Origin of the sequence: Pseudomonas sp. JR33AA, assembly GCF_021378985.1 — a bacterium.
Taxonomy (GTDB): domain Bacteria; phylum Pseudomonadota; class Gammaproteobacteria; order Pseudomonadales; family Pseudomonadaceae; genus Aquipseudomonas; species Aquipseudomonas alloputida.
This window is the reverse complement of record NZ_JAJSAW010000004.1, coordinates 37,021-60,818: the sequence shown is the minus strand read 5'-3', so window position 1 is coordinate 60,818 and position 23,798 is coordinate 37,021. Positions and strand designations below refer to the sequence as shown.

General features: G+C 61.7%; 20 protein-coding genes. 4 read left to right on the top strand and 16 right to left on the bottom strand.

Translation table 11 applies throughout. The features are described 5' to 3' along the window. Positions 1-20 precede the first annotated feature (20 nt). The 10 genes from LVS58_RS08360 to LVS58_RS08315 all read right to left on the bottom strand — a co-directional run bounded on the left by LVS58_RS08360 (position 21) and on the right by LVS58_RS08315 (position 10,451). Positions 21-1,919 carry a PAS domain-containing hybrid sensor histidine kinase/response regulator gene (locus LVS58_RS08360; RefSeq protein ID WP_233690660.1) on the bottom strand — a complete coding sequence of 633 codons (1,899 nt, stop codon included), beginning with the start codon at positions 1,917-1,919 and terminating at the stop codon, positions 21-23. Further along, entirely contained in the window at positions 1,888-3,051 is a 1,164-nt protein-coding gene (gene nosP / locus LVS58_RS08355) for a nitric oxide-sensing protein NosP (RefSeq protein WP_233690659.1), read from the bottom strand. Before nosP ends, LVS58_RS08360 begins: the two co-directional genes overlap by 32 nt. 140 nt (positions 3,052-3,191) lie before the next feature. Further along, a complete protein-coding gene (locus LVS58_RS08350) occupies positions 3,192-4,379 on the bottom strand; it encodes a porin (RefSeq protein WP_233690658.1) in 1,188 nt (395 codons plus the stop codon). Positions 4,380-4,812: 433 nt separating this feature from the next. Continuing rightward, the gene (locus LVS58_RS08345; protein WP_233690657.1) at positions 4,813-5,412 is read right to left on the bottom strand and encodes a hypothetical protein; all 600 of its coding nucleotides are present in this window, start codon (positions 5,410-5,412) and stop codon (positions 4,813-4,815) included. After that, positions 5,412-6,110 (bottom strand): hypothetical protein, encoded by a 699-nt coding sequence (locus tag LVS58_RS08340; RefSeq protein WP_004574211.1) that lies wholly within the window; start codon positions 6,108-6,110, stop codon positions 5,412-5,414. Before LVS58_RS08340 ends, LVS58_RS08345 begins: the two co-directional genes overlap by 1 nt. 94 nt (positions 6,111-6,204) lie before the next feature. Then, the gene (gene pstB, locus LVS58_RS08335) at positions 6,205-6,990 is read right to left on the bottom strand and encodes a phosphate ABC transporter ATP-binding protein PstB (protein WP_003254117.1); all 786 of its coding nucleotides are present in this window, start codon (positions 6,988-6,990) and stop codon (positions 6,205-6,207) included. Positions 6,991-7,040: 50 nt separating this feature from the next. After that, a complete protein-coding gene (gene pstA, locus LVS58_RS08330; protein WP_003254119.1) occupies positions 7,041-7,934 on the bottom strand; it encodes a phosphate ABC transporter permease PstA in 894 nt (297 codons plus the stop codon). Further along, positions 7,931-8,899, bottom strand: coding sequence for a phosphate ABC transporter permease subunit PstC (pstC, locus tag LVS58_RS08325; RefSeq protein WP_004574212.1), 969 nt, complete (start codon positions 8,897-8,899; stop codon positions 7,931-7,933). Before pstC ends, pstA begins: the two co-directional genes overlap by 4 nt. A gap of 70 nt (positions 8,900-8,969) precedes the next feature. Beyond that, complete coding sequence (gene pstS, locus LVS58_RS08320) at positions 8,970-10,001, bottom strand: phosphate ABC transporter substrate-binding protein PstS (RefSeq protein WP_233690656.1); 1,032 nt, start codon at positions 9,999-10,001, stop codon at positions 8,970-8,972. A 216-nt stretch (positions 10,002-10,217) separates the two neighbouring features. Next, a complete protein-coding gene (locus LVS58_RS08315) occupies positions 10,218-10,451 on the bottom strand; it encodes a hypothetical protein (RefSeq protein WP_233690655.1) in 234 nt (77 codons plus the stop codon). Positions 10,452-10,807: 356 nt separating this feature from the next. On the opposite strand from LVS58_RS08315, the gene LVS58_RS08310 reads away from it, so the two are divergent. Beyond that, positions 10,808-11,683 (top strand): universal stress protein, encoded by an 876-nt coding sequence (locus LVS58_RS08310; RefSeq protein WP_233690654.1) that lies wholly within the window; start codon positions 10,808-10,810, stop codon positions 11,681-11,683. 59 nt (positions 11,684-11,742) lie between these two features. On the opposite strand, the gene LVS58_RS08305 is transcribed toward LVS58_RS08310, so the two are convergent. Then, a complete protein-coding gene (locus LVS58_RS08305; protein WP_233690653.1) occupies positions 11,743-12,597 on the bottom strand; it encodes a helix-turn-helix domain-containing protein in 855 nt (284 codons plus the stop codon). A 151-nt stretch (positions 12,598-12,748) separates the two neighbouring features. On the opposite strand from LVS58_RS08305, the gene LVS58_RS08300 reads away from it, so the two are divergent. Further along, positions 12,749-13,303 carry a GNAT family N-acetyltransferase gene (locus LVS58_RS08300; protein WP_233690652.1) on the top strand — a complete coding sequence of 185 codons (555 nt, stop codon included), beginning with the start codon at positions 12,749-12,751 and terminating at the stop codon, positions 13,301-13,303. Between the two features lie 192 nt (positions 13,304-13,495). Beyond that, positions 13,496-14,722 carry an MFS transporter gene (locus LVS58_RS08295; protein ID WP_233690651.1) on the top strand — a complete coding sequence of 409 codons (1,227 nt, stop codon included), beginning with the start codon at positions 13,496-13,498 and terminating at the stop codon, positions 14,720-14,722. Positions 14,723-14,829: 107 nt separating this feature from the next. Here LVS58_RS08295 and LVS58_RS08290 read toward each other — a convergent pair whose 3' ends face one another. From LVS58_RS08290 to pdxR, 5 genes are all read right to left on the bottom strand, one after another. Beyond that, positions 14,830-15,207, bottom strand: coding sequence for a DUF2493 domain-containing protein (locus tag LVS58_RS08290; RefSeq protein WP_233690650.1), 378 nt, complete (start codon positions 15,205-15,207; stop codon positions 14,830-14,832). A 21-nt stretch (positions 15,208-15,228) separates the two neighbouring features. Further along, on the bottom strand, positions 15,229-17,943 hold the full coding sequence (gene mgtA, locus LVS58_RS08285; protein ID WP_233690649.1) for a magnesium-translocating P-type ATPase: 2,715 nt from the start codon (positions 17,941-17,943) through the stop codon (positions 15,229-15,231). Positions 17,944-18,677: 734 nt separating this feature from the next. Continuing rightward, positions 18,678-19,712, bottom strand: coding sequence for a methyl-accepting chemotaxis protein (locus tag LVS58_RS25265; protein ID WP_442796452.1), 1,035 nt, complete (start codon positions 19,710-19,712; stop codon positions 18,678-18,680). Between the two features lie 89 nt (positions 19,713-19,801). Further along, positions 19,802-20,302: a Tar ligand binding domain-containing protein gene (locus tag LVS58_RS25260; RefSeq protein WP_442796448.1), complete on the bottom strand. Its 501-nt coding sequence runs from the start codon at positions 20,300-20,302 to the stop codon at positions 19,802-19,804. 231 nt (positions 20,303-20,533) lie between these two features. Further along, positions 20,534-22,024 (bottom strand): MocR-like pyridoxine biosynthesis transcription factor PdxR, encoded by a 1,491-nt coding sequence (gene pdxR, locus LVS58_RS08275; protein ID WP_233690648.1) that lies wholly within the window; start codon positions 22,022-22,024, stop codon positions 20,534-20,536. Here pdxR and LVS58_RS08270 point away from each other — a divergent pair, their 5' ends adjacent. Next, positions 22,025-23,791: an NAD(P)H dependent flavin oxidoreductase family protein gene (locus LVS58_RS08270; protein ID WP_233690647.1), complete on the top strand. Its 1,767-nt coding sequence runs from the start codon at positions 22,025-22,027 to the stop codon at positions 23,789-23,791. The last annotated feature ends 7 nt before the right edge of the window (positions 23,792-23,798 follow it).

Here is a 23,798-nt window from a genome sequence, read left to right as displayed (position 1 = left end):
CCCCGCGAAGCGGCCAACCGCTATGCCACGCCACTGGCCAGCAGATGGCTCATCGCCGTCTTGAGCTTCATCGGCCGTACCGGCTTGTGCATGAGGGTGTGGCCAAGCTCGCGGATCTGCTGCTTGAGGTCGTTGCTGTAGTTGGCGGTAATCATCAGTGCCGGTAGCGGCTGGGCGCGGCGGGCGTTGATCCGCGCGACGGCGTCGACACCATTGCAGTCGTTGTCCAGGTGATAGTCGGCAATCAGCAGGTCGGCCTCGGCATGGTAGTTGTCCACCTGGCGCGCCAGGTCTTCCTCCGACAGCGCAGTGACCACCCGGCAACCCCAACCTTCCAGCAAGGTACGCATGCCCGCACAAATCGCCGCATCGTTGTCCAACACCCATACCCGCGCCCCGCGCAGGCGTTCGAGCATCGGCTCGCAGATCGCCTGGCTCGGCTGGGCCTTGGGTGCAGTGGCGCTCAGCGGCACTTCGACAGCGAACACCGAACCTTTACCCAGCCATGAACGCACGCGGATCCGATGGCCGAGGATGCCGGCGATCTTCTCCACGATTGCCAGGCCCAGGCCCAGCCCACGGTCCTGGTCCGGGCGCTGCACATCACCCCGCTTGAACTCCAGGAACATGTCTTGCAGGTGTTCTTCGGCAATGCCGATGCCGCTGTCCCATACTTCAATCCGCACGCCTCCACGCTGGCGCCGACACCCCAGCACCACGCGCCCGCTGTGGGTGTAGCGGATGGCATTGCTAAGCAGGTTGCGCAGGATGCGCGCCAGCAGCTGGATGTCGCTTCGCACTACGGCAGAACACCCCACAAAATGCAGCGCCAACCCTTCGCTACGTGCCACCTGGGCGTATTCGGCAGCCAGGTTGTCCATCAGTTCGTGAAGGGCGAACGGGGCGACATCGGCCTTGATCACCCCGGCATCGAGCTTGGAAATATCCACCAGGGTACCCAAGAGGTTTTCCACATCCTCCAGCGAATTGCTGACATTACGCACCAGGTGGGCAGCCTTTTGCGGGTCGTCGCGTTCGAGCAACGCGCTGGTAAACAGCCGCGCCGCGTTCAGCGGTTGCAACAGGTCATGGCTGACTGCAGCAAGAAACTTGGTTTTCGACAGGTTGGCCTGCTCGGCCTCGCGCTTGGCCTCGCGCAGACGCGACTCAGCCTGGCTGCGCTCTTCGATTTCGCGCAGCAACTGGTCATTGAGGCTGGTCAGCTCGGCCGTGCGCTCGCGCACCCGTTGCTCCAGGTGCTGATAGGCCTGGTGCAACGCCTGTGCGGTGTTGCGCCGCTCGGTGATGTCGCGGATCAGCACGAAGATACCCACCACTTCGCCACTGGCCAGGCGGTTCGGTACGTAGGAGCGCAGCATGTAGCGTTCCTGGCCGTTGATATTGGTCTCGGCAAATTCAAACGTTACGCTCTCCCCCGCCAGCGCCCGCGCCACGTAGCCTTCCAGGCGCTGGTAATGCTGCTCGCTGTGGGCCTCGCGCAGGCTCTGGCCCAGCATCACGCCGTGCGGCCAGCAATACCACTCTTCGTAAACCTTGTTGGTGAATTCGTAGACCAGATCGGCGTTGAGGTAGGCGATCAGCGCCGGGACGTTGTCGGTAATCAGGCGAATCTGGTGCTGGTGGGCCGTCTCGGCCCGCTGGCGGGCCTCGCTGAGCAGGCGGTTGACGGCCTTGAGCTCGGCCATGGCCTGGTTCAACGCATCGGTGCGTTCGCGCACCTGCTCGGCCAGCACCACCGAATGCTGGAACGCGGCGTATGGGTCGTTGCCCCGGGTCACGCCCGACTCGATACGCTCGATCAGTGCATCATTGATACGCTGCAGCTTGTGGTTCTGGTGCTGCAGCCGGGTCAGCTCGGCCTGCAGTTCAGCGACCGACAGGAGGCCGGTTGCGGGCAATGGCGACCCCGGTGAAGGTCTGGTTGATGTGCATGCCATTGAACTGTTCTCCGTAGGTGTTGAAGCCGATCACCCGTTGCTCGCGCAGGAACGCGCCGACCGGCTCCAGATCGTGCCTGGCCTCCAGTTCCAGCCGCCGCAGGAAACAATCACAACCGATGGTCAGCAACAACGGTCCAAGCCGTTGGCGCAGGCCATCGAACAGTTGGTGCAGGTTCGGCAACAGCGGGCCCGGGGTCATGGCGGTGAGCACGATGCCGTTCTCCACCGCGCAATAGAAGCTCAAGCTGAGGTCAGGATGCATTTGCTGGATCGCCCGCACGTAGTACTGATCATGAATGCGCACGGCCAGCGGGTGGGCGGCGAACACCCGGTGATCGAGTGCAGCCACTGGCACCCCGATATGGCGGGCATATTCCTCGGCCGCCGGCTCGGCATTCAGTTCGAAAACCCGGCGCTGGGCGCTGTCGGCACCGGTTACCACCAGCTTTTCCTGGCGCGGCAGAATGTGATGCGTGGTGAACACTTCGAAGTCGAGCCAGGTGTTGACCAGCACCACCACGGCTGCGCCGTTGTGGAATGTACCGCCGTAGTACACATGGGTGCGGTTGAGGTAGTTGTCGTCACCGGCCGAACCGCCGAAGTGCGGGATATCCCCCAGCGCTGCGCTGAGTGCGGCAAGCACCATCTCCTCGCGGCTGGACAAGCCATCGAGCAGCGTGAGTGCAAAGCTGTGGCCCTTGATCGGTGCCAGGGTATTGCTGCGGCAGGTGCCGACCAGCCGCTCGACCATCTGCTGCGCGTCGATCAGGCTGAAGTGCTCCATTTCGTCGATCAACGCGGTGGCGATCGAAAAGTGCCGGTGATCGAAGCCCACCGCCGTCACGCAATTGCGGCCGTAGCCCAACGGGGTGATTTCACCGGCGCTGGTGCAGCCGACCAGGCGTATGCCGCCAAAATCCTGCTCCAATGCTTCGCCTAAAGCCTGCAAGTCGTATTCGGCAGAGCAGAAGAACAACACGAAACCCAAATGCGGGTGCAGCAACTGCCGCGCCAGGTCCTGAGCGGCCAGCCGTGCGTCGGTGGCCTGAGACATGGCACTGACCACACCGTCGTTATGAGCCTGCTGCATCGTCGTCTCCGGCGCGGGGTGGCTGAGGGATCAGTTTAAGGAGCGGGTGACGGGTGACGAATGCTACTTGGGTAGCGGGTGGGCCGTTCCATGGGCGTAAAAAACCGTGTCATTCGGGGCCGCCTCGCGGCCCCGGACACTTACCAGGTCAACACCGCGCCCACCGCAAAGGTATCGGTGTCTTCGTTCTGCGCACTGGTGTCGTGCCCGTCGATGGAAAACTGGTTGTACTCGGCAACCAGTTTCAGGTTGTCGTTGATGTCACGGAACAGCGCCACCCCCCGGGTCTCATAGTCCGCGCCGCTGCCAACCGCACCATTGCCATCGTCCTTGGTCTTGCCATAGGACAGCGCCACGCGGTTCTTGCCGAATTTGTACGAGCCCTGCAGCAGGTAGCCATCACTGTCCACATTGCGCAACACCGGTTCGCCGGCATTGTTGGTGAAGAACGGGTTGATGCCCTTGGCCTGGAAGCCCGAGCCGGTCAGCGACCAGCCGCCCATCTTGGCCTGCACCCCGTAACCCACCCCCTTGGAAGTGATGGTTTCTACGGTGGAGTCAGTGTTGTCCGAGGTCTGGTAACTGCCGTTGACCCAGCTGTAGATCTGCGCCCCGCCCAGGTCGAACTGGTAGGTGATCTCGCTCTCGGTGCGTGGGTTTTCCTGGTAGGCCTTGCCGGTCGGGCTGCTGTCGTTGGTGTCTACCGGGTCCATGATCCCCACCGCCACCCGCAGGCCTTCCATCACGGGCGTACGGTAGGTGATCTGCGAGGTAGGGAACGGGTATGGGTAACCGCTGCCAATGTTGCCGAACGACACCCCGCCGCCGTCCACCAGCCCCAGGGTGTCGCTGACCTGGCCATAGCCGGCCAGCAGTTCGTCGAGCAGAATGTTGGAACGGGCGAACAGCCCGAAGTCCTTGCCGATCAGCACCTCGCCCCACTCGGGGTTGGCCACCGTGCCATAAAACTGGCGCACGTCGATGGCGGTGTCGGTGCCGTTGGTTTCACTGTCGTTGATGGTTACCCAGAACGAGGCACGCGCGCCGAGCTTCAGGTCATCCACCTGCTTGCCCATGTTGAAGCCAAGGTAGTTGGGCAAGAAGCCCATTTTCACCCGCGACTGGCGGCGGTCAAACTGCTCGCCCTCGCGGTCGACCTTGCTGTTGACGTAGAAGGCGTTGATATAGCCATCGGTGGAAAACGTCGTCTGGTCCTTGTCGTACAGCATGATCTCGGCTTCGGCGACGCTGCTAAGGCCAAGCGCAGAAAAGCTGGCGATGGCGGCTGCGAGAAAACGAGGCGGCAGGTGCTTATTGTTGTTGTGCATGGCGCGCTCCAAACGGGGACGGGATGTCGGAGGCGATTATCAGAAGTGGGCTAATTGCCAGAAACGCTGCTTTGGCGTGGGGTGGCGAGTGCTTTAGGGCAGGAGGTGTGGCGCTGTGATTTGGTCCCGATACCTGTTTGGGCCTGGGTTCGAGACTTAGGACTTAGACATGAGTGGTAGGCAGGTATCGGTACTGCTGCATGAGCGGGTTAGTCCGGTCAGTTGCGGCACAGGCTGTCGTAGGAGCGGGTTCACCCGCGAAGAGGCCAGCCCCGCTGGCCAGTTTCCACCCGCCGTTCACCGTCGCCGCCGCTACCGTATTCGCGGGTAAACCCGCTCCTACAGATGCCGTGCAAGACCCGAAGGACGAGCGTCCTGTAGGGGGCGGGTTTACCCGCGAAGGATGCCACGCGGTCGCTGGCATTGCGCCTGTTCAGGAAGCCAGTGCCTGCGAACGCTGGCAAGCGGGCATCTCATAGCGGTGCGGTTGCTGCCAGGCCAGCCGGGCCTGCACATCCACCACCGCGTCCTTCACCTTCTGCGCCCAGTGCTCATCCTTCGGGCACACCACCACCACGCGGAAACCGTGGTCGACACCTTCCAGGCGCACACCTTCGGAATCATCCACGTGCAGATCAATATCAAACGCCGAAGGCAGCTTGGAGGGTGAATTTTCCAGCCCGTTCTGGGCCAGGATGTGCTGGTGCCGATCGCTGTTGACCACGCCATCGACATGAATGCCGTAAAGCATCAGCCACCGGCGGATGTAAGCCGGAGTACGCCCCGAGGAGGTGTAGATCCAGATGCTGCAGCCCTGGCGGCGCAGGTCGCGGATCAGTTCGCGGGTGCCGCTGCGCAGGGGCTCACCCAGCCAGCGATGGACGAAACCCGGCAGCTTGCTGTGCTCGGCGGCGGCGTGCTCGGGCAGGCAAGCCAGCGTGTCGTCGATATCGAACGAAATGCGTACCTGGCCACGCTTGAGCTTGCGTTCGATGGCTTGCCGCCCTCGTGCGAACAGGGAAGAACCTTGCATCAGCGGCTCCCCTCGCAGGCAGGCACGGGCGTGCCGTTCAGGAAGAACTTGCCGGGCTCAGGGGCCTTCGCTTCCAGGAAAGCGGCGTACTTTTTCTTGATCTTGGGGAGTTCGTACAAAGCCTTGACACCGTGTTTGGCGGAGTTGCGTATGACCGAAGATGGGTTGAAGTAACCCTCGGCGTTGTCCAGCGACAGCACGAATGGCGGCAGCCCGGCACGCATCAGCAAATAGCTGACAATAAGCGAACCCGTACGGTTGTTGCCTTCGATGAACAGCTGCGGCTTGCTGAGGATCCGTACATACACACCCGCTGCCCGCTTCCAGATGGAATCGCTGCGGTACGCGCAGTACCAGTTGTACAAATCCTTGATGCCACCTTCCACGTTGTTGAAAAAGTGCGCTTCGGTTGCCGCAAGGTGCGGGGCGAATTCCAGGCGACGGGCCGGATCGCTGCCGCATAGCACGGTGGCATTGATTTCCAGCATCAGGTTCAGCTGTTGCAGGTCGAACAGGTCGATACCGCGAGCGACATAGTCGTCAATCAGCGCATAGCCTTCAACCACATTCAGCAGCACCTCGTCGGTAAACGGGTCCCGCGGTTCAGTGAAATGCTGGCTGAGCTCGGCAAAACGGCCCTGCACCTCGCGCAGTGCGCGCTCTACCGCTGACAGATCAAGACGACGCGTCGCTCGCATTGGTAATCCTGGGTAACACTTGAACGGAAGGTAACGCGGGCGGGTGTTGCAACCTTCCTGGCTGCATCACCCGCCCACCTTGGGTGTGCATGGCTCAGCTGAACTTGCCGCTGATGTAGTCGCTGGTCAGTTGCTCGCGCGGGTTCTGGAAAATCTGCGCGGTTGGGCCCATTTCGACCAGGTAGCCGGTGCGGGTGCCCTGGGAAATATCCACCGAGAAGAACGCGGTGGTGTCGGCCACGCGAATCGCCTGCTGCATGTTATGGGTCACCAGCGCGATGGTGTAGTCCTTTTTCAGCTCGACCATCAGCTCTTCCACGCGGCGGGTGGCGATCGGGTCGAGTGCCGAGCAGGGCTCGTCCAGCAACAGCACTTCCGGCTCGGTGGCGATGGCACGGGCGATGCACAGGCGCTGCTGCTGACCACCGGACAGCGACAGGCCGCTGACCTTGAGCTTGTCCTTCACTTCGTCCCACAGCGCGGCACCTTGCAAGGCGTGCTTCACGCGATCGCCCAAGTCGCCTTTGTAGCGGTTCAGGCGCAGGCCGAAGGCCACATTGTCGAAGATGCTCATCGAGAACGGGTTGGGCTGCTGGAACACCATGCCAATATAGCGGCGCACCACGACAGGGTCGACGCCCTTGCCGTAGACATCCTGCCCAAGAAAGTGCACATGGCCTTCGAAGCGGAAGCCCTTCACCAGGTCATTCATACGGTTCAAGCTACGCAGCACGGTACTCTTGCCGCAGCCCGAAGGGCCGATGAAACCGGTGATCTCGTTTTTCCTGATCGGCACATGGCTGTCACGCACGGCCATGAAGTTACCGTAGAAAATCTTGTCGAGCTTGCAGTCCATGACGATGGGGGCTTCGCTGACCATGGGAGCGGTTCTTTGCGCAGTGGATACGTTCAAGTTGGATGCTCCCTTTCTCAATACTTGGGCTTGCCGAAGACTCGGCTCAAAATGTTGATGACCAGCACGATCATTACCAGCACCAGCGAGGCCGCCCAGGCGAGCTCCAGCTGGTTGTCGAACGGCATGCCGGAGAAGTTGTAGATCAGTACCGCAAGCGAAGCTGTGGGGTTCATCACCGCCAGGTCGCCGTCATGGTAGATCCAGTAGTTGCTGAACAACGCGGTGAACAGCAGTGGCGCGGTTTCGCCAGCGGCGCGAGCCACGGCCAGCATCACCCCGGTAAGGATGGCCGGCAGGCCGGTAGGCAGGACGATCTTCCAGATGACCTGGGCGCGGGTACAGCCCATGCCGTAGGCGGCGTCCTTCATGATCTTGGGCACCATCTTCATCGACTCTTCGGCAGTCAGCACCACGATCGGCAGCATCAGCACCGCCAGGGCCACGCCGCCTGCTGGTGCCGAATAGGTACCGGTGGTCATCACCACCAGGGCGTAGGCAAACACACCGGCCAGGATCGATGGCAGGCCGGTCAGCATCTTGGCGGCAAAGCGCGCAGCGTTGGCCAGCTTGCTGTCGGGGCCGAGCTCGGCCAGGAACACCGCAGCCAGGATACCGACCGGCACAGCGATGGCGGCGGCGATGCCGACCATGACGAAGGTACCGGCCATGGCGTTACCGAAACCACCGCCCATCTCGAAGCCGGTCGGCGGCAGCTCGGTGAACACTTCCAGGTTAAGGCGTGCCCCACCGCGCGTGATCAGCATGTACAGCACGGAAATCAGCGGCACGCTGGCCACCAGTGCCGCAAACCATGCCAGGGTGGTCAATACCAGGCTGCGCAGGGCGCGGCCTTCCAGCTTGCGCTGCAGGCTGGGCAAAGCGGCTACAGGGGTCGTCAGGTCAGTCATTGTTTGTTACCACGCTGGGCGTAGAGCATGATCATCGAGCCGAGGACGTTCACCAGCAGGGTAATGAACATCAGCACCAGTGCCGCGTACATCAGCACTTCAACCTCGTTCGGGCCGGCTTCCGGGAAGTTCAGCGCCAGCAGCGCCGCCAGGGTATTGGCCGGCGCGAACAAGGACAGGGAAATGGTGTTGGCGTTGCCGACCAGCATGGCCAGCGCCATGGTTTCACCGAGTGCACGGCCCAGGCCCAGCACCAGCGAGCCGAAGATGCCGGTAGCCGCCGAGGGCACCATCACCTTGAGAATGGCTTCCCAGTGGGTAGTACCCATGCCGTAGGCAGCCTGCTTGGTTTTCATCGGTACGCTGGTCAGCGCATCCTGGGAAACCGCAGCGATGGTCGGCAGGATCATGATCGCCAGTACCAGCGCCGCAGGCAGCAGCCCAGGGCCACTCAGGGAGGTGCCGAAAAACGGGATCCAGCCCAGCTCGCTGTTCAGCCAGGCGGTCAGTGGGCGAATCGCCGGGATGACCACATAGATGCCCCACAGGCCGTACACCACGCTGGGGATGGCGGCGAGCAATTCGACGATGGTGCGAAACACCGCGGCGAGCTTGGCCGGAAGGAAGTCCTGGGTCAGGAAAATGGCCATGCTGACGCCGAAGAAACCGGCGATCAACAGGGCGATCAAGGCGCTGTATAGCGTGCCCCAGATCGCTGGCAGAATACCGTACTTGCCTTGGTTAACGTCCCAGACGCTGCCGAACAACACGTCAAAACCGTGCTTTTCAATGCCGGGCAGTGCCTTGCGGCCCACTTCGTAGACCAGCGCGAAGACCAGCGCCAGTACCAGTACCACGCCAATGCGCGCAAGCGCACGGAAGGTGCGATCGACCAGAAAGTCTTTCGCAGACGGTGGCTGGCACGCGGAGTCGGGGTTATCCGGTATGGCAAAAGGAGTGTTCATTGGCGAGTTCCGGGACAAGGGACAAACACCCCCGGCATGGCTTCATGCCGATACCGGGAGCGCCTGGTTATTACTGGATGTTGGCGGACGCTTTACGCACCTGGTCGACTACCGATGGCGGCAGCGGGATGTAACCCATCGAGTCGGCGATGGTCTGGCCTTTGGTCAGGCTGTACTCGACCATTTCACGCATGGCCTTGGCTTTTTCCGGGTTGCCGTTGTCCTTGCGGAAAATCATCCAGGTATAGGACGTGATCGGGTAGGACTTGACACCGTCCGGGTCAGGCAGCCAGGCCACCAGGTTTTCCGGCATGTTCACCGCAGCCAGTGCTTCGGCACCGCTCTCGGCATTTGGCACGACGTATTGGCCAGCCTTGTTCTGCAACACGGCGAAGTCGACCTTGGCCAGCTTGGCGAAGCCGTACTCGATGTAGCCGATGGCGCCCGGGGTCTGGCGGACGGTGGCGGTTACGCCGTCGTTCTTCGGCGACTTGATGAACTTGTCGGTGGCCGGCCAGTTGACGGTGTTGCCTTCGCCCAGCCCTTGCTTGAAGTCAGCGTTGATTGCCGACAGGTGCTTGGTGAAGACGGCCGTGGTGCCGCTGGAGTCGGCACGCACGACTACGGTGATCGGGGTAGCAGGCAGCTTCAGATCAGGGTTGGCCGCAGCGATTTGCGGGTCGTTCCACTGAGTGATCTTGCCGAGGAAGATATTGGAGTAGACATCGCGCGGCAGCTTCAGCCCTTTAGGGTTACCCGGCAGGTTGTAAGCCAGGACGATTTCACCGGCGGTCATTGGCAGCAACTGCACGCCTTCGCCAACCTTGGCAATGTCTGCTTCGCTCATGGCCGAGTCGCTGGCGGCGAAGTCGACGGTCTTGTTCAGGAAGTCCTGAACGCCCGCGCCGCTGCCCTTGGACTGGTAATCGACCGTGACGCCAGCCGTGTTCTTGCTGAAGTCCTTGAACCAGGTCAGGTAGATCGGCGCAGGGAAGCTGGCGCCCGAACCGGTCAACCGAACGTTTTCTGCAGCAAAGGCTGCCGAGGTGGCGCAAAGGGAAACGGCTACGGCGAGTGCAGCAGACTTCATCAGGCGTTTCATCAAAATGTGCTCCATGTGATGGCCGGCACACTTTGCATCAGCTGTGTTACAGCTTTGTGACTATTGAATGGCAGGCCGCGCGGTAGAGCTTATTGACTGTGCCATGAGCCGCCGAGCCGGCGCCCTGAAACGGCTCCAGCTTCAACGCTAACGCTTGAATGTATCGATAGGCCCTGCAACGCAGCGCCAGGTACAAGAACCTGGCCACGCAGGCGGTCAACCAATGCCGGCGAGTTCGGTATCGCCGCCATCCCCACAGCGGTTGCGGCGTGCACATTCGAACTCGGCCTGGGCACGGGTGGAAAAGTTCAGGCTCAGCCGCATCTTCTCTTGCGTGTCGTAGAGGTCGTAACCCTCCCCCAGGGCGGCGGGAAAGCCAAGCCGCCGAGGATAAGCCTCTTTCTTGAGTGGCACTGCGGGCACCACAACGAAACGTGTCTGCATGATCATCCCCTTCGGCAGTGCTTAAGTATTAGTATCGCTATGTGAAAGCATCAAGATGACTCATGCAATATTTTGGTTCAGCCGCCTATTCTCGCTGTGCTTTAGGGCTCACCGTGTACGCCGCTGCGCGGTTTTCCCTCTTGCGGTGGTGGTATTTGCCATTGTCGTGACGGGGTTGTTGCGTGTGCTGTTGCCGGGATGAACCGCCGCTACACCTACACTCCTTTGACCCAAATCAAGCCCTCGCGCCCGGTTCGCGCGACGATGGCTGCACGCAAGGAATGACTCAAGTACCGCCAGGCGCACAGTGCTCAAGGTTTACCGCTTGATCGCTGTGCGCGGCCTTGGCCAAGGAGCCCCGCATGAACCCGCTGAAACACATACTGGTTGCCACCGACCTTTCCCCACATGCCCGCAACGCGGCGGAGCGCGCTGCCTACCTGAGCGATGCGCAACAGGCCTCGCTGGATCTGCTCTACGTGGCCAACCCAGCCCCCTTCGAGCGCCTCAAACAGTTGGTGACGCCTGATGACGATCTGTTGAAACGCGTACTGGATAGCGCAGGCGAGAAAACCCACGCACTGGCGGCGCTGCTGTTCCAGCGTTACGGTATCTCCGCTGGCGTGCAGGTCGCCAGCGGCTCGGTGATCACGGAGATCGACCGGGTGGTGCAGGACAAGCACAGCGACCTGCTGGTGTGTGGGGCCAGGGGCCAGAGCGTAGCGCGGCGCCTGCTGCTGGGTTCAACCGTGCAGAAACTGCTCAACCGCATGCCCTGCCCTTTGCTGGTGGTCAAGCCGGCCCCTCGTGATGCCTACCGCACCGTGCTGGTGCCCGTCGATTTTTCGTCCGTTTCACTGCGTACCATCGAACTGGCCAAGGCCATTGCCCCGCAAGCAGAGATCATTCTGCTGCATGTGTACGAAGCCCCGTTCGAAGCCAGCGTGCGCTTCGCCCATCTCGACCACGACACCCTCACCCACTATCGCAATGTCATCCGCAAGGATGCAGAAGCACAGCTCGCGGCGTTGAGTGAGGCTGCCGGCCTGGCCGATGCACGGCAGATCCTGGTGCACGGTGACCCTGGCTGGCGCATTGCCGAGCAGGAACAGGAGCTGGAGTGCGACCTGATCGTGGTCGGCAAACAGGGGGCAAGCGCGCTGGAGGAGCTGCTGGTGGGCAGCGTCACCAAGCATGTACTGAACGAATCGCAGTGTGACGTACTGGTCTCGCCATAGCATGCCGTGCCTGCCGAGCACACTGATAAGCGCCCTCGGCAGGCGCCGCTGTGCCAGCCTCAGCCCTGCCCTTGCACGTTCTGCGCTTGCCTGCGGTAGCTGGAAAGCGAAAACCCGGTCTGACGCTTGAAATAGCGGCACAGGTAAGACGCATCGGCAAAATTGAGCGCATCGGCAATTTGCCCGACAGCGTGATTACTGTAGGAAAGCAGTGCCTTGATTTCCAAGGTCACCTGCCGATCGATCAAACCTTTGGGGCTGGAATTGAAATACGCCTTTGTCAGTTGCGACAGGTAGAACGGCGTGATGTTAAGCGCATCGGCATAGAACTTAACCTCGCGCTGCCGGGTGCTGTGTTTGCCTACCAGCTCCCAGAATCGCCAACTCAGCGCTTCCTTGCGGCTGAACGCCCTGCCTGCTGTCGGTAACACGGGAAGCTGCTCGGCAATCTTCAGGAAAAGGTTCTGTAGCTGGTTGCGCAGCATGATGTGCTGATAAGTGGCACAGCACCGCACAATGTCGCGCATCTGCCTCAGCCACCCTTCCAGCAGCGGCCTCTCACTTTCGGCAAGTACACAGTGCGGATGGTCGTGCAGAAAGACGAACAATGAATTGGGAAGTGGGTAGGCGACCTCGGCAGCAAGTGCTTGCGGTATCAGGCAGAAAAACACCTTGAAGCGCCGGGAGCGACATTTGAGCAAGGCTATGGTGTCTTCGGCCAGCACCAGTACATCTGCGCGCCTGACAGCATGCTCTTTGAAGTTCAGCGTGAAACGGGCAGCCCCGGACAGGCACACAAGCAGTGTCAGATAGGCATGACCGAACGACAGTGGCGCCCCCTGCCCATCGGCAAGCGTGCTTTCACCTGTCTGGATTGGATCACCAGTCGCATAAAGTTTCGGAATGTGATGCATCGCACTCGGCACCGCCGCCAGATAGAGGCAACAGCCTAACATCAAGCACCCGTGCAGTTTCGAAAAGTACCGATAATGCCAAGGTAGTGACGTTTACCGCATGGCCAGTCGGCCATACGCTGGCCCAACGGACCAGACACGAGTAAAGGACATGAAATTGGAAACCGAACGTTTGCTGCTTCGCCCTTGGCTGGAGAGCGACGCTGCTGATTTGTACGAATATGCCAAGGACGAGCGCGTCGGCCCCGTTGCGGGCTGGCCTGTGCACACCAGTGTGGAGCACAGCCGCGAGGTCATTCGCGAAGTGTTCAACCACCCCGAAGTGTACGCCCTTGAGCTCAAGCAGAATCAACGTGCCGTAGGCTGTGTCGGCCTGCTGACTGGCAGTAACAGCAACTTCGAGATCAGTGAACAGGAAGGTGAAATTTCCTACTGGATCGGGGTTCCCTACTGGGGCCAAGGCCTGGTTCCGGAGGCAGTGCGGGAAGTCATGCGCCACGCCTTCGAAAACCTGAAATTGCAGGCACTCTGGTGTGGCTACTACACTGACAACAGCCAGTCACAGACTGCCCAGACGAAGTGTGGCTTCCGTCATCATCACACTGAAGAAAACAAGCACAACCGCTTCCTCGACGACTATCGAACTGAGCACATCAGCCGCATCACCTACCAGCAGTGGGTGGAGGGTAAGCAACAGCATAACTAGCCGAAGGCGACGCGCGTACGGCGCGTTCGATCACTCGCTGGCCCCCCGCTACACAACGCGTTTCATCGATTGCACTGATGATTACTATCGAGCGGCCTGCCTGTCGGTTGGGCAAGGCCGCCTCTACAATCGCCTGCAAATCCCCCCGCTCCTGCGCCTGCTACAGGCGAGATCCCTCATGGAACCTAACCCATGCCAAGCAACAGCCAGGCCCCTCGCGGCCTTCCCGAACACAGCCAACAAAGTGTGACCCAGCAATGGCTGGCAATCCTCTCGGTAGCCGTGGGCGCTTTCGCCCTGGTCACCAGTGAGTTCCTCCCGGTGGGGGTGCTGAACGATGTGGCCAGCGACCTTGGCATCAGTGCAGGCCTTGCCGGCCTGATGGTGACCCTGCCAGGGATCATGGCTGCGTTAGCCGCCCCGTTGATTTCCGTAGGCGTCGGCGCGCTGGACCGGCGCTACCTGCTGATCGGCCTGACGCTGATCATGATCATCGCCAACGCCATCGTGGCCTACGCCGGCGACTTCAACCTGCTGTTGGTTGGCCGTGTGCTTCTGGGTATCAGTATCGGCGGCTTCTGGGCGACAGCCATCGCCCTCAGCGGCCGCCTGGCGCCTGACGGAATGGGCGTAGCCAAAGCCAACTCCATCATCATGGCTGGCGTAACCCTGGCAACGGTAGTGGGCGTGCCCGTGGGCACCTGGCTGAGTGGCCTGATGGGCTGGCGCATGACGTTCCTGGTCACTGCGCTGGTAGGCGTACCGGTGTTGCTGGCGCAGGTCTTCCTGCTACCGCGGCTGATGCCGGAAAAGGCCATCCGCATCCGCGACCTGCCGGCGTTGTTCATCAACCCGCAAGCACGGGTCGGTTTGATCGCCGTGTTGCTGATCGGCCTGGCGCACTTCGCTGCGTACACCTATGTCGCACCGTTCTTCAAGCAGAATGCCGGCTTTGATGGGCCCACGATCGGTTCATTGTTGCTGCTGTATGGCGTGGCCGGCTTCATGGGTAACATCTTCGCAGGCTTTGCTGCCAACCGCAGCGTGCGGCATACCCTGATGCTGGTGGCGCTCATGATCGCAGTCAGCACCGCCCTGTTCCCGCACTTCGCCACCGGTATGACGGGTGCCGCGATGCTGATCGCACTGTGGGGCTTTGCCTTCGGTGCGTTCCCGGCTTGTGCCAATATCTGGATGTTTGTCGTGGCGCCCAAGGATGTCGAACGTGGCATGCCGCTGTTCGTGGCCATGTTCCAGGTCATCATCGCCATGGGCTCGTTCTTCGGCGGGCAAGTCGTAGACCATATGGGCACTGCGGTACTGCTGAGCCTGGCCACGGCGCTGGTGGGCTGCGGCTTTGTCACCGTGCTGGTGCTGGGGCGCAACGTCAGCAACGACCTGGCGGCGCAGCCAGGCTGAGCAGCCGCCCCGGGCGGCTGCGCAACGCTTGAGGCCGTGAAACCGGGGCGCCTGCTTCGCGGACAAGCCCGCTCCTACAGGTAACGTTGAGGCTCCAGGCGCTTGCATTAGCTGCAATCGTCCCGCTCGGGCTGGCGTGGTTGCCTGGCGCACAGTAACTGAATTTCGGCGCCGCGGGCCCTGGCCAGCAGCTCCTCGGTGTCATCGCCACCGGGCAGGGCAAGCAACAGGTCAGGGCGGCTGTCATTGAGCATGAACCGGTTGCGCAGGCGTTCGGCCTGCTTGCCGTGCAGCTGCCAGTTTGGCGGGTAACGTACCAGATCGGCACCGTGCTCGCGCGCCCAGCTTTCGATCTCGCCGCCGAGGAACTGGCTGCCACCGTGGATCAACACCCGGATGGGTCGCTGGCGCTGGACGTCGTCCAGCGCCTGGCGGCAGCGCCGGGTGTCGGCGTAGTTGCGTCCTGCACAGATCAGTACTCGCATGGTCTGCTCTCCTTGCATGGCTCAGAACCACTGGCCGAAACGGCGGATATAGAGGGCCTTCATGGCCTGTGCGACCACGCAGTAACCCAGCAAGGTGGCGACCAGCCAAGGGAAGTATTCCCACGGCAGCGGCACCAGGCCAACCATCGCGCCCACCGGGGAGAACGGGATGTAGATACCCAATGCCATGACCAGCCCCGTTGCCAGTACCACCGGCAATGCAGCGGTGCTCTGGAAGAACGGCACCTTGCGAGTGCGCAGCATGTGCACGACCAGCGTCTGTGACAGCAACCCCTCGATGAACCAGCCAGACTGGAACAGCGCCTGCATTTCGACGCTGTTGGCGGCGAACACGTACCACATCAGGGCGAAGGTGGTGATGTCGAAGATCGACGACGTAGGGCCTATCCACAGCATGAAGCGACCGATGTTACGGGCATCCCATTTGCGTGGTTTGCTGAGGAACTCCTTGTCCATGCGGTCCCACGGCAGCGACAGCTGGGAAAAGTCATACATCAGGTTCTGCAGCAACAAGTGGATCGCCAGCATCGGCAGGAACGGAATGAACGCACTGGCCACCAGGACCGAGAACACGTTGCCGAAGTTGGAACTGGCAGTCATGCACAGGTACTTCATGATGTTGCCGAAGGTTTCGCGGCCTTTGAGCACGCCCTCCTCGAGCACCATCAGGCTCTTTTCCAGCAAAATGATATCGGCCGATTCCTTGGCGATGTCGGTGCCGCTGTCCACCGAGATACCGACGTCAGCATCGCGCAGGGCTGCGGCATCGTTGATGCCGTCGCCAAGGAAGCCCACAGTGTGACCATTGGCCTGCAGGGCCTTGAGCACCCGTGATTTCTGCAGCGGGGTGAGCTTGGCGAAGACGGTGCGCTGCTCCACCTGAAGCTTCAGAGTGGTGTCGTCCATGCCCTCGATGTCCTGGCCGAGCAAGGGCTGGCTTGGTTCGAGGCCCACTTCACGGCAGACCTTGGACGTGACCACCGGGTTGTCGCCAGTCAGTACCTTTACCTGCACGCCCATGTCGCGCAAGGCGGCGATGGCCGGGCCTGCAGTTTCCTTGGGCGGGTCGAGGAAGGTCAGCAAGCCCTGGATGACCAGATCGCGCTCATCGTCGGTGTGATACTGCGCCTTGCCTTCGGCCGCCGGGATCTCCCGGGTGGCAACCACCAACACGCGGAAGCCGTCCTGGTTGAAGGCATCGACACTGGCCAGAAGCTGCTGGCGGCGGCACGGATCAAGGGCAACGACCCTGTCGCCTTCCTGCACATGGGTGGCAATGGCGAGCATTTCCTCGACCGCCCCTTTGCTTACCAGCAGGTGATCGCCCAAGGCATTCTTCACCACCACTGACAGGCGGCGGCGGATGAAGTCGAACGGCAGTTCGTCGACCTTTGCGTAGGCGTAAGGCGCCTGGAACTGGCGGTCCTGGCCGGCGAAATGCAGCACGGCCTGGTCCATCAGGTTGCGGATGCCGCTTTGGTGATGGCTGTTGAGCCAGGCCAGTTCAAGGATGTGCTTGTCGGGCTGGCCGTCGAAGCGTACGTGGTGTTCGAGGATGATCCGGTCCTGGGTAAGCGTGCCGGTCTTGTCGGTGCACAGTACGTCCATGGAGCCCAGGTTCTGGATGGCGTTCAGGCGTTTGACCACCACTTTGCGCCGGGCCATGGCCACCGCCCCTTTGGCCAGGTTGGCGCTGACGATCATCGGCAGCATTTCCGGGGTCAAGCCCACTGCCACGGCAAGCGCGAAGAGGAAGGCATCACCCCAGTCGCCTTTCACCACACCGTTGATCATGAACACCACCGGCACCATCACCAGCATGAAGCGGATCAGCAGGCTGCTGACGCTGTTGACGCCGCGGTCAAAAGCGGTCTGGCTGCGCGAACCGGCAATGGCCTTGGCCAGCGAACCGAAATAGGTGCGTCGGCCGGTGGCGACCACCACGGCGCGGGCGCGACCGCTGACCACGTTGGTACCCATGAAGCAGATGTTCGGCAACTCGAGCAGGTTGTCCTGTTGTGCGCCGTGCTCGGCAGCGGACTTCTGCGCGACATTACCCAAGGTGTCGTACTTTTCGACCGGCAACGCTTCGCCGGTAAGCACGGCCTGGCTGATGAACAGGTCACGCGCTTCGAGCAGGCGGATATCGGCGGGAATCATGTCACCTGCAGAAAGCTGCACTATGTCGCCGGCCACCAGTTCGTCCATGGGCACTTCGCGCAGGCGCGGGGCTTGCCCGATCTGCTCGCGGCGCAGCACGGTCGCAGTGGTGCGCACCATTGCCTTGAGCGCGTCGGCAGCCTTGTTCGAGCGGTACTCCTGCCAGAAGCGCAGCAGGCTGCTGAGGCTGACCATGGTCATGATGATAATGACCTTGGTCAGGTCGGCGTCTTCCGCTTCGCCTGCGCTGACCGGCAGCCAGTAGTCGGTGACGAAGCTGATCCCGGCCAGGGTCAGCAGTACATAGATGAACGGGTTGTGCAGGGCCTTGAGCAGCTGCACCAGGGCGTGGGGTTGCGGATCGTGGGCAACCTGGTTGGCCCCATCGCGCGTCAGGCGCTTGGCAGCTTCGTGCTCGGTCAGGCCCTGTTCGGTGGCATCGAGGTTGGCGAGGGTGACCGCAAGGCCATTGCGCGCTTCACGGGCGGCACGGGTGGACAGGCGGGTTTCGCGTTCGGCCTTGGCCGATGAGGTGTTACGGTGTTTGACAGTCATGTTGCTGTGCTCCTGCCGCTGCGGCGGCACGACACACGGACGTTTCACTCAGGCGGTGAACGAAGGCATGTCGGGTCGCTGAATAATGCTGGTTCTTTCCGACAGTTGTCTGTCCGCTGCCGAGGGTCGGAAGTTGTTTCGGCAGCGAACTTTCTACTCGCGCAATCCATGGTTTAATTCCTTTTCATAAACACGGGGCAATAGTTATCCCGCGAACTTTTAACGTGAAAAGTTCGAGCGTAAAGATACCGTTCAATATCGTTTATTCAGTGAGCAGTATGGGGCTCAGGCGTGCAGGAAGACGCGCCCCACATCTACTGGGGGGGTCGTGGCGGTGGTCAAGGTACCCGTGCAGACGCCGCGGCCAGGCGCGGGCCTGCTGCGGCGCAAGGCACGCAGGCTGGCGATGTGAAACGAATGAAGTGAGGTTCATGAGCTTGCCTCCAACCGGCCAACACCGGCGGTGGCAAGTCACGGCGGAGCATCAGGCTCTGGCGCGGCTTGCCCGACCAGGGTGTCGGGACCGGTGTTCCGGTTCAAGTGCCTGACCGGGCCATTCGGCAGCGGTCAGGCAGCGACTAGATACTGTGTCCATTGAATTCTTCAGTGAAGGGAAAAAAGGCCCCGCGCTCGGGGCGGTCGAACTTTATTCAAGCGTAGTATCGAAGTCAACCCGCAAAGGTAACTTTGAATACATTTAAACTTATCTTGATGTTCCACGCTTGAGCAGAACCTCACACCTTGAACCGCCCCACCAACGCCGTCATCTCCCCCACCAGCCCCGACAACGCCTTGCTCGCCTCGCTGGTCTGCTGCGCACCCGCCGCGGAATGGTTCGACAGTTCGCGGATGTTCAGCAAGTTGCGGTCTACTTCCCGCGCCACCTGAGCCTGCTCTTCGGCCGCACTGGCAATGACCAGATTGCGCTCGTTGATTTCGCCGATCGCACTGTAGATGCCCTCCAGCACTTGCCCCGAGGCCAGGGTCACGTCCAGTGTCGACTGGGCGCGGTTGGTGCTGGCCTGCATGGACGCCACCGCAGCTTCGGTCCCCGCCTGCACGCTGCCGATCATCTGCTCGATTTCCTGGGTCGATTGTTGTGTGCGGTAGGCCAGTGTGCGCACCTCATCCGCTACCACCGCAAAACCGCGCCCGGCCTCACCGGCACGGGCCGCCTCGATGGCAGCATTGAGCGCCAGCAGGTTGGTTTGCTCGGACACCGAGCGGATCACTTCCAGCACCTTGCCGATGTCCCGCACCTGCCCCACCAACTGCTGCAGGTGCGCACTGCTGGTCTGTATTTCGCGGGTCATGGCTTCGGTGCCGTCGATGTTTTCGCTGACTTGCCGGCGGCTTTGCGCGGCCAACTGGTTGGATTCAGTGGTGGTTTGCGAGGTCGTGATCGCGTTGCGCGCAACCTCCTCCACTGCCGTGGTCATTTCGGTCACGGCAGTTGCGGCCTGCTCCAGCTCCTGCCCCTGCTGACGCAGGTTGTTGGCGCTTTCCTCGGTGACCGCGTTCAACGCCGTGGCGGCGGCGTCCAGCTGCCTGGCACAGTTGTTGATCTGCCCAAGGGTGTCGCGCTGGCTCTGCTGCATGCGCTGCAGCTCATGGAACAGTTGGCCGATCTCGTTGTTCCCCTGCCCTTGCACCGGCACGCTCAGGTCGCCACTGGCAATGCGCTGGAAATGCCCACCGGCTTCACGCAGGGGGTGCAACACACGCTGGGCAATAAAAGCCCAGCACAGTACCGCCAGCACCACAGTCATGCCCAACAGGCACAAGCTCAGCAGTTGTGCCTGGGCCAGACGCCGGTCGGACTCGCGCATGATTTGCTGGCCACGTTCGCTCAGCGTGGTCACCAGCTGCTGGCGAAGGGTTTGCAACCGCCCCATGGCATACCGGCATCGATGTTGACCTTGAAATACTGCTCCAGCGAACGCTGGCGGGTCGCTTCACGCTGCCCGGCCACCGCCTTGGCGTATTCGGCAAAGGTGGCCTGCAGCTCGGTTGCCAACACGCGAAGGGCTGGTTCGCGGGCGTTTTCGACAAATTCGTCGACCAGCACCTGGCTCTTGTTGTTCAGCTCTACCGACAGCGCCATGCGCTTGCCTGCACTCTCGTCATGGCCCCCCAACTGCTCGATAAAGCCCGAAGACACGTTGGCGCTGGCGCGAATCGCCATCAGCAACGCATTGTTCAACCGGTCCGACTGGTGCGCAGTCTGGTCCAGTTCAGTGATCTGCTGGTCGCTACCCACGGCAGCCCACCAGGCACTGGCGGTCGAAAACAGCAGGGTCAGGCTGAACAGCGACAACACCCAGAACATTCCGGTGCGAATTTTCAGGTTGGCAAGCATGCGGGCATTACTCCTTGTTGGCACCACTTCTGATCGATGATTCGAGGGTGGGTGTGCTGCTATCGGAGTTGCTGGCGCAGGCTTAAGGCGCCGTGATGCGGATATGTGCGGTAACCGAACGGAATGCGTTGAGGCCCAGAGGCCAGCGCGATCACCGTGGGAGCGGACCTGCCCGCGAACACGGGCGAAGCCCGTGCCATCCCCTGTCGCGACAGAAGCCCATGCCTACACTCACCGCGCCTTGCCAATCGCTTTTGCTGCGTCAGCCAGCCGTTGGGTGGCCTGGCGGATCTCATCCACATCCAGCGAAGCAAACCCCAAGCGTAAGGCATTCTCGGCATGGCCAAACGGTGAAAACTGTCGCCCACTGCGCACCACCAGGTCCCGTTCCAGCGCTTTGTCGACCAGCTGATCCACGTTGATCTCATCGGCAAACCTCACCCACAGCGCCAGGCCACCTTCTGGTGCCTGCACGCTGATCTGTTCGCCGAATGCATCGCGCAAACACCCCAACAAGGTCTCGCGCCGGCGCCGATACTCGCGGTTGACCCGGCGCAAGTGCTTCTTCAGTTCGCCATCATTGATCAGGTCCGCCAACATCTGCTGCATGACTGCATCGCCCTGCCCCAGGGTCAGCATCGCCCTGCGTTCCAATACAGTTGTCACCTCCACCGGTGCCACGATATAGCTGCAACGGAACGTGCTGCCCAAAGGCTTGGACAGTGAACCGATATAAATCACATGCCGCTGCTGGCGGTCGCTGGCCAACGGCAGATAAGGCCGCCCGGCAAAGTGGTATTCGTAGTCGTAATCCTCTTCGACCACGCAAAAGGCATGCTGGCGCGCCAGCTCCAGCAGCTGTTGCCTGCGCCCGGCTGGCAGGCTGACCGTGGTTGGGAACTGGTGGTGGGGTGTTATGTACATCATCCGCACCGTGTGCTGCCGGCACAGGGCCTCGAGCTGATCGACCCGGCAACCCTCATGGTCCAGCTCCACAGTCACCAGGCGCGCACCCAGCTGACGGAAGATCTCCCAGGCAGGGGGGTAACTCAGTCGCTCGACCAACACAACGTCGCCCGGCTTGAGCAAAATACTGGCCACGAGGGACAGCGACATCTGCACCCCCTGGGTCAGGCAGATATGCTCGGCGCCCACGTTCAGGCTGCGATTGTGCCGCAGCATGTCGGCCAGGGCGCTGCGCAGGTAGTGGCTGCTGCACGCGCTGCCGTGGCGCACGCTGTTGCTGCTGAAGCTGCTGCGCAAGGCATTGCGGTAATAGCGGTGCAGTACAGCCTGTGGCAGCAGGCGGTGGTCGCAGGCGCCGTTGTCGAAGAACAAGGCCCCTGGCCGCCCTTGCTGCACTAAAGCCTGTTCGTTCGCCTTGAAGTAGGCAACAGCAGGTTCCTCTGGCAGCGCCAGGGCAAAAGGCCGCACGGCACAGGAAACGGCCGCGGTGCCAGGCGCCAGCTGCTGGCTGACAAAGGTGCCCCGGCGCTGCACGCTTTGCAGCCAGCCCTTGGTTTCGGCTTCCTCATAAGCAAGGATCACGGTTTTGCGATTGACGTTCAGCAGTTGCGCCATCTCCCGCGTGCCCGGCAACGGCGTGCCAGGGCGCAGGCGGCCCTCGCTGATTGCGGCCACCAGCCCTTCGACGATCTGCCGGTACGAAGCTTGCGCCCCATCGAGCTTGAGCAGTGGCTGCCATTTGCGAAGCTGGACCATATGAAATATCCAAAACTGGAGGTTCTGCTGGTCCTGGACTATAGCAACAATCGAACCTCCATTTGCCCCGAGGTGTTCATGCAAAGCCGCCACGTCATTGAATTGTCGCCCTCGGGCAAAACCTTCGAAGCCAGCCAGGAGCTGCTGCTCGATGCCATGCTCGCCAGCGGCCTGCCGGTCCCCTTCTCCTGCCGCCGCGGCGCCTGCGGTTCGTGCAAGGTCAAGGTGGTGTCGGGCCAGCATCAGCCCAAGCAGCGGGATGCGGACACAGCGCCGCCTTCCTATCCCTTGGCCGCCGACGAGATGTTGCTGTGCCAGAGCCACGCCTGCAGCGACATGCGCCTGGAAATACCCGGCTGGTCACTGGACGCCCCAGCGCTGGAAACCCAGGCACAGGTTGTTGGCAAGCGCGCGCTGAGCGCAGATATTGTCGAACTGGTGCTGCAGCCTGCTCAGCCGCTGGAGGTCCGGGCGGGCCAGTACATGCGGTTCCAGCTGGAAAACGGCGACAGCCGTTGTTTCTCCATTGCCAACCTGCCTGCCCACGAACAAGGGCAACTGGTGTTTCACATCCGCAAGGTCAGCGGCGGCCTGTTCACCGACGGCTTGCTGCCCACCCTGCATGCAGGTGCAACAGTAAAGCTCGAGGGCCCGCTGGGCGCCTGTACCTGGCAACACGATGATCAACGCCCGCTTATCCTTTTCGCCACCGGCACAGGTTACGCCGGCATCAAGCCGCTGTTGCTGACGGCCCTGGCTGGCAATGCCGAAGTCACGCTGTACTGGGGCGGCTCATCGCCGGCGGATTTTTATGACCGCGAATTTCTCGACGTGTCCAGCCGTGTGCACCCACACTTTCGCTGGCAACCGGTGCTCTCGGCCCAGGCACGCATACAGCAGGTGGCGCTCGGCCAGACGCATCGCTGGGACGAAGCCCAGGTCTATGCCTGTGGCAATGCCACGATGATCAGCCAGGCCCGCGAGCAATGCCTTGCGGCAGGCGTACAGCCCCATCGCTTTGTTGCCGAGGCCTTCGTCGCCAGCGGCGCACTGGCAACACAGGCTTCATCAGCCAACACGCTGCACCCTGAGCTGGAAAAGGTCGGCCCACGTTATTCGCTGGACGGCATGCTCGCGGCCCGCGAACAGTCGGTACGGGCCGTGGCCGCCATTGCCAGCCAGCTGCATGTAGGCATGACCACCGCCCAGGCGCTGGAGATGGCCGCGCATACCCTGCAGGCGATGGGCGCCTCACACACCTGGCACCCCACCTACATCCGTTTTGGCGACGATACCGTGCGTACGCCGCGGCAAGGCATTGACCTTCAACGTGTGCTACGTACCACGGACATCGTCGTGGTCGACGTTGGCCCGGTATGGGATGGCTATGAAGGTGACTATGGCGACACTTTCGTGTTTGGCCAGCACGCCCTGCACCACGCCTGCGTCAAGGCACTGCATGAAGTGTTCGACGAAACCCGCCAGGCCTGGGGCCGCGGTTTGACCGGGCGTGAGCTGTATGACTTCGCCGAGCGCAGTGCCCAGGCCAAAGGTTGGCAGCTGGAGCGCAACCTGGCCGGGCATCGGATCGCCGACTTCCCGCATGTGTTATATAGCCAGGACAAACTGGCCGAGGTGGAGATTGTCCCGAGCGAAGTGGTGTGGGTGCTGGAGATACAACTGTGCCACCCTAGCGAACCTGTCGGGGCATTCTTCGAAGACATCCTGATTGGCGAAAGCAAGTCGGGCGCTGCCGCGGCAGCCTGATGCCGCC